Genomic DNA, 13,653 nt, shown 5'->3' on the forward strand with positions numbered 1-13,653 from the left:
CCATAACAATAGTTTAACATAGAAAAAGTCACCTATTCTATTGGTGACTTTGAATGTGATCCTCAATCATATCAAATCCTTCAAGACTATCAAACAGTTTATCAACGTCAAGTAAAGTAATCATCCGATTCTCAAGGGGCGCAACTCCTGTTATGTACGGGGAAAGCTGGTAGGTTAAACTCAATTGTTTCAATTGAGTTTGAGGGATATCCATTATTTCTATCGCATCATCGACAAGTAACCCCACTGACAATGAATCTGTTTGAGTAACGATAATCTTCGTTTTATCTGTATGGGTTGTTGGTTTATTAAATAATATAATTCCTGCATCAACAATCGGAATGAGTTGATCACGAATCGTTAACATACCTAGCAAAAATGTCGGCATTTGCGGAATAGCGTTTAACTTTTGAGCTCTTTCTATAGATATTACTTTTAAAACAGGAATGCCAAATTCCTCATTCCCTGATGAAAATACAACGACTTTTTGGTCTTCCATCTATCATTCACCTCAGGTCTAGTAACAAAAATCTATGTCCCATATCTATCATACTTTACCTATTTACGAAAGGAAATAAAAAAAGTGAAACTCCCTCAATCAAGAGAGAATCCCACTTTTTTAGTACTTTATTTTGCAACTTCTTCAACAATCGCAACAATAAGTTCAGCGGTTTTGACTAGTTCTTCTACTGGCATTTTTTCATTTGTTGTGTGAATTTCTTCATATCCTACAGCAAGATTTACAGTAGGGATGCCATGTCCTGCGATGACGTTGGCATCACTGCCTCCACCGCTTTTTTGGAGGGCGCTTTGACGACCAATTTTCGCTACAGCTCGTTTTGCAACCTCAACGACATGGTCGCCATCAGCAAACTTGAATCCAGGATACATGACCGTAATTTCTACCTCAGCTCTGCCACCCATATCAGCAGCAACAGATTCAAAAGCTGCTTTCATTTTCTGAACTTGAGCTTCCATCTTTTCTGTCACTAAAGAACGTGCTTCAGCTAAAATTTCAACATGGTCACAAACAATATTTGTTTGTGTGCCCCCTTCAAAACGCCCAATATTAGCAGTCGTTTCTTCATCAATACGTCCTAGTGGCATTTTTGCAATGGCTTTTGCTGCCATCGTAATTGCTGAAACACCTTTTTCAGGAGCGACACCTGCATGAGCTGTTTTTCCGATGATTGTTGCTCTTACCTTAGCTTGTGTAGGTGCAGCAACAATAATATCGCCAACTTTTCCGTCACTATCGAGCGCATATCCATATTTGGCTGTAATCATCGAGCGATCTAATGCTTTAGCACCGACAAGACCAGATTCCTCGCCTACAGTAATAATAAATTCAATTGTACCGTGTGGGATTTTATTATCCTTCAGAACACGAATTGCTTCAAACATAGCAGCAAGACCAGCTTTATCATCTGCGCCTAAAATCGTTGTTCCGTCTGAGACAATATAACCATCCTTGATTGAAGGTTTAATGCCTTTACCAGGGACAACTGTATCCATATGAGAAGTAAAATAAATTGGGTCTACATCATTTTTTGTGGCTTCAAGGGTACATATTAAATTCCCTGCCCCATGTCCTGTTTGACTAGTGGTGTCATCCTCTACAACATGTACACCTAATGCAGTGAATTTTTCTTTTAAAACCTTTGCAATTTCTGTTTCAAATTTTGTTTCTGAGTCTACTTGTACAAGCTCTAAAAACTCATTAACAAGTCTGTCCTGATTAATCATACTATGTACCTCCAAGATGAATAAGTTAAAGAATAGCTAATGTTTTTAGCCTATCATATTATCCCCAAAAATCAAATTGTTGAATTATAACGGAATGTTCCCATGCTTCTTATTAGGGCGTGTTTCTTTTTTGTTTCGTAGCATTTCTAAGGCTTGGATGATTTTAATTCTAGTTTCTCGAGGATCGATGACATCGTCAACCATTCCTTGACTTGCTGCTACATATGGATTGGCAAATTTTTCACGATATTCTTCGATCTTTTGCGCACGTGTCTGTTCAGGATTATCACTTTCGTTAATTTCACGTGCAAAAATAATATTAGCTGCCCCCTGTGGACCCATTACTGCAATTTCAGCATTAGGCCATGCAAAAACTAAATCAGCACCAATTGATTTACTGTTTAGTGCGACATAGGCCCCTCCATATGCCTTTCTAAGAATGACAGTTAACTTAGGTACCGTTGCTTCTGAGTACGCATATAGAATCTTTGCTCCGTGGCGGATAATTCCCCCATGTTCTTGTTTTACCCCTGGGAAGAACCCTGTCACATCCTCAAATGTAATAAGTGGGATATTGAAGGAATCACAAAAACGAATGAATCGTGATGCTTTATCAGATGAGTCAATATCAAGTCCACCTGCCATGTATTTTGGTTGGTTACATACTAAACCAACAACCTCCCCTTTTACTCTTGCAAACCCGACAACAATATTCTTCGCAAAATCTTTATGAACCTCCATGAATGTATCAGCATCGACTACTTGATTGATTACTTTTCGAACATCATAGGGTCTGACTGCATCGAATGGAATGATTTCTGTTAAATCAGGTCGGTAATCATCACTTTCCTCAACTGGTAGAATCGGGGCCTTTTCTTCATTATTTTGGGGAAGATAGCTTACTAAAGCTCTTACCTGCTGCAGCACCTCTTCTTCAGTTTCCCCTGAAAAATGTGCGTTCCCACTTATGGAATTATGTACGTTTGCTCCACCTAAATCCTCTGAGCTAATTTTCTCACCCGTTACGGTTTCAATAACTTTCGGCCCTGTAATAAACATTTGAGACGTCTTTTCAACCATGAATACAAAATCAGTAATCGCAGGAGAATACACAGCACCACCGGCACACGGACCCATAATCACCGAAATTTGAGGGATAACTCCAGAGTAGATTGCATTCCTATAAAAAATGTGACCATATCCATCAAGAGAAACGACTCCCTCTTGAATTCTTGCGCCACCCGAATCATTTAGACCAATGAAAGGTGCCCCATTTTTAGCAGCTAGATCCATCACATTCGCAATTTTTTTCGCGTGCATTTCTCCAAGTGCTCCACCAAACACCGTGAAATCCTGTGAAAATAAATAGACCGGTCTGCCATTGATTTTTCCGTAGCCTGTTACAACTCCATCCCCAGGTCCTTTTTTATCTGCTAAGCCAAAGTCTATGCTGCGGTGTTCAATAAAAGGATTTAACTCTACAAAAGTGCCTTTATCAAGTAATAAGTCAATTCGTTCTCGTGCAGTTAATTTTCCTTTTTCATGTTGTTTATCTATTTTTTCATCTCCGCCACCTAATTCAACTTCACGACGGCGATCATAAAGTTCATTAATTTTTTCATAAATATCTGTCATTTGTTCATTTCCCCCTTGCTAGGTTTCTCACAAAGCTCATATAGGACACTCCCTGTTGATTTCGGATGCATAAATGCAATTTTTGCACCGCCTGCACCAAGCTTGGACTCATCTGAAAGCATTCGGATACCATTTTCCTTCATATCTTGTATACGAGCTTCAATCGATGAGACGCCTAAGGCAATGTGATGAATTCCTTCGCCACGTTTTTCTATAAATTTAGCAATTGGACTTTCTGGTGAAAGAGGCTCCAATAGTTCTAGCTTTGATTCCCCTATCTTAATGAAAGCAATTTTTACATTCTCTGATTCTACTTCTTCAATGCCTTCTAATTGGAGATTAAGAATATTTGTGTAAAATGGGAGGGAATTTTCAATCGATGAGACTGCAATTCCAATATGGTCTATTTTTTTTATCATGTTTTCACTCCTCAAGCGAGCGCTCGCTCAATAATTGTAAGCGTTTCATATAATAACTATATTGTAGCATGAACTCATAATAATTTGTGTGTTTTCAGTTATAATGAATAATACATAATGGTTGTCCAAGTTGGTTTTTCAAGGTAAAATAGTAATAAATAAGTATGTAAGCAGAAGGGAGTAAGTGACATGTCCCGTAAAACTCAAAAGATTGTTGTATATTTAATGATTGGAGTAATGCTAATTACTACCCTCTTAGCAGGCGTAGGTATGTGGTTTTAATTCAAACATTTTAAATGTTGCAGGTTTTTTCACAACGTTAGAGGTGACCATTTTGGTCACCTCTAAACATTATACTATTAGGTTGGCAACCCCTTAAATAGTCTTTTTATAATTAAATACTCTTCCATTTCTTTTATAAATTGAAAGAGAGCAGCTCTTGTTTCAAATTCCTCTCGAGTTACTGGCAGTGGCATTTCTCTAAACTCTTTACGCATAGATTCTAGTTTCTTCAAAAATACAATAGCCGTGTTTCCAGGATGAATGGACTGGCTCACCTCCATAATAAAATCGGCAACCATTTTCCCCTGTTCCACTGACTGGGTCATTGAAGTAATAGTAGGTAACATTCTTTGCAGAATCTCGAACTGCCTTTCTCGCATTTCGAAATACGTATAATATAAATTGTCATCCCTCATTAAGTTATTTTCAACATCTCTATAGGCAATGCTTTTCGCTTTTTTTAATAATTCTTCAATAGCTGTTATCTCGCGGCCATCCCAAATACTATCGCCTGTCCGAAGATAATGGACCATTTCGTTTAATATATTTCCAAATAGGGTTTCAATTTCTTGTTGGTATGCCTTAAGTTGCTTGTCAACACTTGGCATATATAGATTTACAAGTAGCGCAACACCAATACCAATGATAATTAACCCTAGTTCATTAATAATTAAATTTAATGTTACATTACCCGCTGAAAATATATGTAAAATAATAACGGTACTTGTTACGATTCCATCTTTAGCTTTTAGAATAACTACTGTAGGTATAAAAAATAGTAGTAATAAGCCAATTGTTAATGGATGATAGCCAATACCCTCGAAGAATATAAACGAAAATATGATCCCAACTACACACGCAACAAATCGCTCCCATGAACTTTCCAGCGATTTTTTTCTTGTTACTTTAATACATAAAATCGTTAGAATTCCAGCAGATGCAAAACTATCTAGTCCTATTAGTTTTGCAATGGATATAGATATCGTTGTACCTATAGCTGTTTTTAACGTTCGATAACCTATTTTAAACATAAATCGGCTCCTAAACATCCATAATAAATTTATTATATTGTTATATATAGGAAAAACAACACATATTTACTAATCTTACTATACTTAATGAACGAAAAAAAGAATGATCACGTTGATCATTCTTTTTATAGAACCTTTTCTAAGAAGTCCTGTGCACGTTTGCTATTTGGATTTGTAAAAAACTCATCTGGAGTTGTTTCTTCAACGATGACTCCATCATCCATAAAGAGTACCTTATCTGCTACTTCGCGAGCAAAGCCCATTTCGTGGGTTACAATTAACATTGTCATCCCTGTGTGAGCCAATCCTTTCATAACATTAAGAACCTCTTTTACCATCTCAGGATCAAGTGCTGAAGTTGGCTCGTCAAATAACATGATTTCAGGCTCCATCGCTAACGCTCTTGCGATTGCTACCCTTTGTTTTTGACCACCAGAAAGGCGATTTGGATATTCATTGGCCTTTTCTGATAAGCCAACCTGGCTTAACAATTCCAAAGCCTTATTTCCCGCATCATTCTTGGAAAGCCCTCTTACCTTCATGGGTGCATAAGTGAGATTTTGAAGGACTGTCTTATGTGGGAACAAGTGGAAGTGCTGGAACACCATCCCGATATGCTCACGAACCTTCGTAATATTCGTCTTTGCATTTGTAATCTCATCTTGACCAACCCAAATCTGTCCCTGTGTCGGTTTTTCAAGTAAATTTAAACATCTAAGAAATGTGGATTTTCCAGACCCAGAAGGACCAATAATCGCTACAACCTCTCCTTGTTTAAAGGCGGTCGTAATCCCTTTTAACACATTTAACTTGCCAAAAGATTTATGAAGACCTTCTACTTTAATATGATCATTACTCACTACGACGCAACCTCCTCTCAAGTCTTCCGCCTAGGAATGTGAGGATTGTAACGATAATCCAATATACTAGACCAGCAATTAATAATGGTTCAAAATAGCGGAATGTGTTTGCTCCGACAACTTGAGCCCGTCTCATAATATCCAATAATCCAATTGTACTTACAATTGCAGATTCCTTCGTTAAGGTAATAAATTCATTTAAGAGTGCTGGTAAAATATTTTTGACTGCTTGTGGTAGGATAATATCTATCATCATTGGTCGGTATGAAATCCCAAGCGCTTCTGCCGCTTCTTGTTGGCCTTTATCAACTGCCTGAATACCTGCTCTAATGATTTCAGAAATATATGCACCTGAATTTAGTCCAAACGCCAAAACTCCTGCTACAAATTTATCGATATCATATTGAAAAAGCTGTGGAACTGCAAAATAGATTAGAACCAATTGAAGGATAAGTGGTGTACCTCTAAAAATAGATGTGTAAATGTCCGCAAACCACTTTAAAAATGAAACTTTGCTTATTTTAAAAACCGCTAAAATTGTCCCGAGAATTAAACCTAAAATTGCCGATACTAGTGCAAAGGAAACCGTAATGCCGATCCCTTCTAGTATAAACGGAATTGAAGGCAGGATTCCGGAGAAGTCAATATCCAAACCCATGCCTTACACCTCATTTCTACCAAAAATTTTGACCTATTCTTCCATCCATTGTTTCTGTAATTTCTCTAATTCGCCGTTCTCTTTCATTTCTTCTAACACTTTATTAAATTCATCTACTAGCACATCACCTTTTGCAAAAGCAATCGCCATACCTGGTGAAGCCTCCGTTGGATCGTCGAATCCAGCTAGGTCTAGTTCTTCAATAAATCCAACTGCAACAGTTTTATCTAAATAAACTGCATCAATTCTTCCTGCTTTTAACTCTTGAATTAGTTCTGGCGCTTTATTTAATGCTGAGATTTCAAGACTTTTCAAAGTTTCTTCTTTGATTTTTTTAGCGCCTTCTTCTTGAATAGAACCTAATTGAACTCCGACTGTTTTACCTTCTAAATCTTCTAATGTTTTGATTTCAGAATCCTTTAATGTTACAAACATTTCACCTGATTTATGGTATTCCATTGAAAAATCAACGCTTTTCTTACGTTCTTCCGTAGCTGACATACCTGAAATGATAAAATCAAGACGTTCTGATTGTAATGCACTTATTAGTCCACCAAAATCCATATTTTCAATTTTAAGCTCATAACCTAGTTTATCCGCAATTGCTTTTGCTAAATCAATATCAAACCCAACATATTCTCCTGTTGCTGCATCAATTGTTTCAAATGGTGGGAAATCTGCTGACGTTCCCATTGTTAAAACCTTTTTTTCTTCCGTTGCTTCTTCAGATCCTGTTGCATTGTCATCGCTTGTCCCACATGCTGCTAAAAATGCAATTGATAAAATAGTAAACAATGTTACTAGTAAAAACTTTTTCATTATGTTTTCCCCCTATGTCATTACTTATAATTATTCGATAGAATGTATTTTAACACATCTGCATAAATATACAATATGTTTTTTAAAAATAATAATTGATTAATAATTCTATTATTTGCTTCGAACGTTTTATTATTCCGTATACAATGGTCTTTAGGGGATAAATTGCACGGCAAAATCGTTCGAATCATTCACACTAATCACTTTACTAATATAAACAATTAAAGTAGAAAAGCGATAAAGAATCAACTATATTATGCATATTTTTATTATTTATCTCAAAAAAAAGAAGCCTCTAAGGCTTCTTATACTTCTTCACAATATTCTTCAAAGGAATCCTGTAATTTATTAATTACATCCATTGGTTCATGTCCTTCAATTTCGTGACGCTCAATCATTCTTACAACCTTACCATCTTTTAATAATGCAAATGATGGTGATGATGGCGGATAACCTTCAAAATAGGATCTCGCTTTTTCAGTTGCAGCTTTATCTTGACCAGCAAACACGGTCACTAATTGATCTGGACGCTTATCGTAATGGATTGAATGGGCTGCCGCTGGTCTTGCAATTCCACCTGCACAACCACAAACTGAGTTAACCATTACTAATGTTGTACCTTTTTTGCCAAGTGCTTCCTCAACCTCTTCAGGTGTTTTTAACTCTTGGTAACCAGCTTCCGCAATTTCTTTACGAGCTGTTGTTACTATATCATTCATAAACAGATTGAAATCTATTTCCATTTATAACACTCCTCCACTTAGATAATTATTTTGCCTTCTTTAATAATATCAATTTACAACATGTTTTTACAAACGATAATGCTTTGATTAAATTACCAATAGAATGTTTAAAATTACATTATTCGGGTATTCTATAAATACATCTAGATCATACCCCTAAACTCCCTAGATGGAAGGAAAGCAATATTTTGCTCTCCTTCTTTTTTTATACTTCATATAGCTGAATTAATTCCTTCACAGCCGAGGTTACATTTAAGTCCCCCTGGACAACCATATTTTCTAAAATGGGTAGTTGTGTTTTGATCGACGGATGATTAAAGAAGCTTGCTTCAAGATAATCTTTTATCATTGCATTTATCCAATGCTTCGTTTGTGAGTTCCTCCGTTCTGTAAAAACACCGGATTCCTTCGTTGTCTCAACAAACCGTTGGATAATTTTCCACATTTCTTCCATACCTTCATGATAAAGTGCTGAAGCTGTATACGCCTTTGATGACCAGCCCTTGGTGCTTGGCTGTAGATAGTGGAGAATCCGATTGTACTCTCCGCGTGCTACCTTTGCCTTCTGTCTATTGTCACCATCGGCTTTATTTATCAATAATGCATCAGCTAGCTCCATAACCCCTTTTTTCATACCTTGCAATTCATCTCCTGCACCTGTCAAAACAAGTAGAAGGAAAAAATCGACCATACTTCTTACTACAACTTCACTTTGACCTACACCAATTGTCTCTACTAAAATCACATCAAAACCCGCTGCTTCGCAAAGTAAAATTGTTTCTCTTGTTTTTCGATTAACCCCACCAAAGGTCCCGCCTGAAGGTGATGGTCGAATAAATGCATTCTTATTTCGGGCAAGTGTCTCCATTCGTGTCTTATCCCCAAGAATACTACCACCTGTAATACTGCTACTTGGATCAACAGCTAAAACAGCTACACGAAGCCCCTGCTCACATAAATACGAACCGAAGCTTTCAATGAATGTACTTTTCCCCGCTCCAGGTACTCCTGTTATACCAATCCTGACGGAGTTACCTGTATGGGGTAGAATTTCATTAATAACATCCTGAGCCTGGTCTTGATGACGTTTTGCATTACTTTCAACAAGTGTAATCGCTTGTGCAAGAATGGCGCGATTACCGTTTCGAATTCCATGCACAATCTCTTCTATTGAACGCTCTTTCTTTTTCACAAATTTACGTCTTTCAGAAGGGCTATTTTGTTCTTTTCCCTTCACGATTTCGGTTGTAAAACTATCAGAGGCGTTTTCTGGCACCCAATCCGGACGATTTTTCTTGTCATTCATTGCTCTCTTCCTCATACCCTAAACGATGATAAATTTCCTCGATGACTGTTTGGGCGGCGACTGGTATAACTGTACCAGGTCCAAAAATGGCAGCTGCCCCTTGTTCTTTCAAGTACTCATAATCCTGTGCAGGGATGACACCGCCAACAATCACAATAATATCCTCTCGTCCTAGTTTTCTAAGCTCTTCTATAAGCTGTGGGAGCAATGTTTTGTGGCCCGCAGCAAGAGAGCTCATTCCAATTACATGTACATCATTCTCCACTGCTTGTAGGGCTGTTTCTGCAGGTGTCTGGAATAAAGGGCCGATATCCACATCAAAACCAAGGTCCGCGAAGGCAGTAGCAATTACCTTTGCTCCCCGGTCATGTCCATCCTGACCCATTTTTGCAATCAGGATTCTCGGACGTCTTCCTTCGTTCTCCAAAAACTCATCCGTCATATTCTTTACGTTCATAATTTCTTCCTCATTTGAATATTCAGAGCTATAGATTCCACTAATTGAACGAATAACGGCTTTATGTCTTTGCGATGCTATTTCAACTGCATTTGAAATTTCTCCTAAAGTCGCACGAACTCTAGCCGCATTCACCGCTAACTCCAACAAATTCCCTTCTCCTGTTGCAACTGCGTTTGTAATAGCAGCTAATGCCTCATCGACTTTTTTGTCATCACGAGAAGCTTTTAAATCATTTAGTCTCTCAATTTGTTTCAAGCGAACTGCCGTATTATCAATATCTAAAATATCAATGGGGTCCTCTTTTTGTAATCGATATTTATTCACACCAATAATGGTCTCTTTGCCAGAATCAATTCTTGCCTGGCGTCTAGCGGAAGCCTCCTCAATTCTCATTTTTGGTAGACCTGTTTCAATCGCTTTGGTCATTCCACCAAGCTCTTCAATCTCCTCAATATGCTTCCACGCTCTGTCCATAAGTTCCTTGGTTAAAGATTCTACATAATAGGAGCCACCCCACGGATCGATTACATTACAAATCCCCGTTTCATCTTGTAAATATAATTGCGTGTTTCGAGCGATACGGGCAGAAAAATCAGTTGGTAGTGCGATCGCCTCATCCAGTGCGTTTGTATGCAGGGATTGGGTATGACCAGAGACGGCAGCCAATGCTTCAATACATGTTCTTGTGACATTATTGTAAGGGTCTTGCTCGGTTAAGCTCCATCCTGAAGTTTGTGAATGTGTTCTTAAAGCAAGGGATTTTGGATTTTTCGGATTGAAGGCCTTCATCATTTGCGCCCAAATGAGTCGAGCTGCTCTCATCTTTGCAACTTCCATAAAATAATTCATGCCGATTGCCCAGAAAAAAGATAAGCGAGGTGCAAAGGAATCAATGTCTATCCCCTTTTTAATTCCTGTTCGTACATATTCCAACCCATCTGCAAGGGTATATGCTAACTCAAGGTCTGCTGGTGCACCTGCTTCTTGCATATGATATCCAGAAATACTAATGCTATTGAACTTCGGCATCTTGTTAGACGTGTACTCAAAAATATCAGATATAATTCTCATCGAAGTTTCTGGTGGGTAAATATACGTGTTTCGAACCATATATTCTTTTAATATATCATTCTGAATCGTTCCCGATAATTTTTCAGGAGGAACCCCCTGCTCTTCTGCAGTAACGATATAGAAAGCCATGATTGGAAGCACCGCACCATTCATCGTCATCGAAACACTCATTTGATCAAGTGGAATTCCATCAAATAATGTTTTCATATCAAGAATCGAGTCAATCGCTACTCCAGCTTTACCAACATCGCCAACAACACGAGGGTGGTCCGAATCATAGCCACGATGGGTAGCTAAGTCAAATGCAACAGAAAGGCCTTTTTGCCCCATTGCAAGATTTCGGCGGTAAAAAGCATTACTTTCCTCTGCAGTGGAAAACCCAGCGTACTGACGAACTGTCCATGGGCGATTGACATACATCGTTGGGTATGGCCCACGTAAGAATGGCGGAATACCAGGCATATAATCAAGATGAGTTAGCCCCTCCAAATCTTTTTCTGTATATAAAGGTTTTACCGCAATTTGTTCGTTTGTCTCAAATAGTAGATCCTCAATAGATTGTTTGATTTCTTTTTCTATTTTTTCAGTCCATTGTTCAGGAGTAGATGGTATATCCGACTTCTTTAACTTTATTTTGGAAAGATCAAGTCTTTTAGCCATGTTGCTTCACCCCCATCTCTTGTTGTAATTGATGTAAAAACGCAAAACAATTTGTGCCAATATGGATAAAATCACTGATTCCCCCATTTAGAAAATGTGCCTCATCATCCGGTTTTCCAGCTAAAAAGAAGCGCAAGTCTTGGTTGAATTCTTTTAGTTCACCACATATTCTTAGAGCCATTTCTTTGTATGATTCGTCCTTCCCACAGAATACAAAAGTTTTAAGATTCATAGCCTTTGCACCTGCAATAGCTTCTTCAACTTTCAGATACCCATCATTTTTCAAAACTTGGAAACCTCCTGCCTCAAAGAACCCAGTAATGAAGTCTGCTCTTGGTTTATGTTCAGGGATTGGACCTAAATTTACTATACCAACTCTAGGACGTTCACCAGTAGCCCGAAGATAATCCTCTGAAGCTTTTCTCAGTAGTTCAAAGCTTTCCGAAATTCTTACTGATGGAATTGGATTGATTAAAAAGGAAGACTCTGAGCTTTGCTTTTTGTCTTTTTGGTCTATTTCACCAATCGATGTTTCTTGAATATTAGCATACATATTCGTGCCGACAATTTTATCTCTTCGGAGGTTTACATTTTTTTGTCTTTCCGATAGAACAGTTGAAATACTTTCTTGAACTCTTCCTGATTTTAAAGCTTCCAGCATTCCACCCTGAGACTCAATTTCATTTAATAGCCCCCATGCGCTCTCTGCCAGTTCGTTTGTCAAGGCTTCGACATACCAAGAGCCGCCTGCAGGGTCAATCACCCTATTTAAAAAGGATTCCTCGTGAAGAATCGCTTGTGTGTTTCTTGCAATTCTTCTCGAAAAAGAGTCCGAACTCTTGATAGGTTCATCAAATGCAGAAACGTGTAGGCTATCGATTCCACCAACAATTGCAGAAAAAGCTTCGGTAGTAGAACGTAGCATATTCACATATGGGTCGTGAATTGTTTTTGTAAATGCTGAGGTTCTTGCATGGATATGCATTTTTGAGGAATCTTCATTTCCTCCGTAAGCTTCAATAACTGTCGACCAAATCATCCTTGCAGCTCTTATTTTCGCAATTTCCATAAATACATTTGAACCAATTGAAAAAGTAAACGTCATACGTTGTGCTATTTCATCAATTGAATGCTTTCTATCGAGTAATTCGCATATATATTCAATCCCAGTACCGATTGTATAAGCAAGTTCTTGTACCGCATTTGCGCCACCGTTATGATAAGGTGACCCTTTGACAAGAATCGTTCTCAAATTGGGTTGTTTCTCTGTTGCCCACTTTATAGACTCTGATAATTGTTCATAGGCAACTTCAAGTTTTGAAGGTAGCTGTCCATTTTCGGCTAGTATCGCGAGTGGGTCCATCCCGATCGTTCCTGTGAGAGAATCTTCTTTTGCATAAGATTCAATCAGTGATAAAAAAGGCAACAATTCCGTTTGTACATCAATTAAGACTGGTGTATTTGACAATGAGATGCCATCAAAGGCTTCATGCATATCGTTTTCGTTATGTAAGGCCAGTCCCTCTCTCGGGTTATTTTCCGTTCGCAATGTAAAATGGATCATCGTTTGCCCATGTAGAAGTGCTTCCTTTAACGCGTTGTTGAATTCTATAGGCGTTTGTATGTCTATTTCCTGACTCACATGCCATGGGTTGTTCACGTATCCAGTAGGTTTTGAACCACGCACTGTTGAGCCTTCTCCAGGCATATCTTTTAGAAACGGTATATGCTGAATGTCTTCCTTTGTATAAATAGGTTTTAGTGTAATTTTTTCATATGTTTTTTTATGTAATTTTTCAAGAGGCTTTCCTTTTAATGATTTTTCTGCTTCCTGTTTCCATGTCTCATAATCTATGGATGGGAAGGTAATATCTTGGTATTTTTTCGATTTATTTGTCACAAGGATTCCCCCTACCTTCGTAATCGTTTTCAACTATAATTTTAGTATATAAAATGGGATGTC

Annotated in this window: 13 protein-coding genes; 1 reads left to right on the top strand and 12 read right to left on the bottom strand. The window is 38.0% G+C overall.

Going from position 1 to position 13,653, the window contains the following annotated elements:
• Window positions 1-37 precede the first annotated feature (37 nt).
• The 4 genes from CKK03_RS00245 to mce form a co-directional block, all read right to left on the bottom strand.
• On the bottom strand, window positions 38-499 hold the full coding sequence (locus CKK03_RS00245) for a chemotaxis protein CheW (protein ID WP_099360640.1): 462 nt from the start codon (window positions 497-499) through the stop codon (window positions 38-40).
• 128 nt (window positions 500-627) lie between these two features.
• A complete protein-coding gene (locus tag CKK03_RS00250) occupies window positions 628-1,746 on the bottom strand; it encodes a tripeptidase T (RefSeq protein ID WP_099360641.1) in 1,119 nt (372 codons plus the stop codon).
• A gap of 84 nt (window positions 1,747-1,830) precedes the next feature.
• Window positions 1,831-3,381, bottom strand: coding sequence for an acyl-CoA carboxylase subunit beta (locus tag CKK03_RS00255; protein WP_099360642.1), 1,551 nt, complete (start codon window positions 3,379-3,381; stop codon window positions 1,831-1,833).
• Window positions 3,378-3,800: a methylmalonyl-CoA epimerase gene (mce, locus tag CKK03_RS00260; RefSeq protein WP_099360643.1), complete on the bottom strand. Its 423-nt coding sequence runs from the start codon at window positions 3,798-3,800 to the stop codon at window positions 3,378-3,380. The genes CKK03_RS00255 and mce overlap by 4 nt, the downstream gene beginning before the upstream one ends.
• A 189-nt stretch (window positions 3,801-3,989) precedes the next feature.
• On the opposite strand from mce, the gene prli42 reads away from it, so the two are divergent.
• Window positions 3,990-4,082 (top strand): stressosome-associated protein Prli42, encoded by a 93-nt coding sequence (gene prli42 / locus CKK03_RS23525; protein WP_165918224.1) that lies wholly within the window; start codon window positions 3,990-3,992, stop codon window positions 4,080-4,082.
• Between the two features lie 77 nt (window positions 4,083-4,159).
• On the opposite strand, the gene CKK03_RS00265 is transcribed toward prli42, so the two are convergent.
• The 8 genes from CKK03_RS00265 to CKK03_RS00300 all read right to left on the bottom strand — a co-directional run bounded on the left by CKK03_RS00265 (window position 4,160) and on the right by CKK03_RS00300 (window position 13,590).
• The gene (locus CKK03_RS00265) at window positions 4,160-5,113 is read right to left on the bottom strand and encodes an aromatic acid exporter family protein (RefSeq protein ID WP_099360644.1); all 954 of its coding nucleotides are present in this window, start codon (window positions 5,111-5,113) and stop codon (window positions 4,160-4,162) included.
• Between the two features lie 125 nt (window positions 5,114-5,238).
• Window positions 5,239-5,973: an amino acid ABC transporter ATP-binding protein gene (locus tag CKK03_RS00270; protein ID WP_281254454.1), complete on the bottom strand. Its 735-nt coding sequence runs from the start codon at window positions 5,971-5,973 to the stop codon at window positions 5,239-5,241.
• Entirely contained in the window at window positions 5,966-6,625 is a 660-nt protein-coding gene (locus CKK03_RS00275; protein ID WP_099360687.1) for an amino acid ABC transporter permease, read from the bottom strand. Before CKK03_RS00275 ends, CKK03_RS00270 begins: the two co-directional genes overlap by 8 nt.
• A gap of 39 nt (window positions 6,626-6,664) precedes the next feature.
• Complete coding sequence (locus CKK03_RS00280) at window positions 6,665-7,450, bottom strand: basic amino acid ABC transporter substrate-binding protein (protein ID WP_142353987.1); 786 nt, start codon at window positions 7,448-7,450, stop codon at window positions 6,665-6,667.
• Window positions 7,451-7,755: 305 nt separating this feature from the next.
• The gene (locus CKK03_RS00285) at window positions 7,756-8,193 is read right to left on the bottom strand and encodes a BrxA/BrxB family bacilliredoxin (RefSeq protein WP_099360646.1); all 438 of its coding nucleotides are present in this window, start codon (window positions 8,191-8,193) and stop codon (window positions 7,756-7,758) included.
• 205 nt (window positions 8,194-8,398) lie between these two features.
• Entirely contained in the window at window positions 8,399-9,499 is a 1,101-nt protein-coding gene (gene meaB, locus CKK03_RS00290; protein WP_099360647.1) for a methylmalonyl Co-A mutase-associated GTPase MeaB, read from the bottom strand.
• Complete coding sequence (gene scpA, locus CKK03_RS00295; RefSeq protein WP_099360648.1) at window positions 9,492-11,690, bottom strand: methylmalonyl-CoA mutase; 2,199 nt, start codon at window positions 11,688-11,690, stop codon at window positions 9,492-9,494. Before scpA ends, meaB begins: the two co-directional genes overlap by 8 nt.
• Complete coding sequence (locus tag CKK03_RS00300; protein WP_099360649.1) at window positions 11,683-13,590, bottom strand: methylmalonyl-CoA mutase family protein; 1,908 nt, start codon at window positions 13,588-13,590, stop codon at window positions 11,683-11,685. Before CKK03_RS00300 ends, scpA begins: the two co-directional genes overlap by 8 nt.
• Window positions 13,591-13,653: the final 63 nt, after the last annotated feature.

The organism is Fredinandcohnia onubensis, from assembly GCF_002734215.1.
Taxonomy (GTDB): domain Bacteria; phylum Bacillota; class Bacilli; order Bacillales; family Bacillaceae_L; genus Ferdinandcohnia; species Ferdinandcohnia onubensis.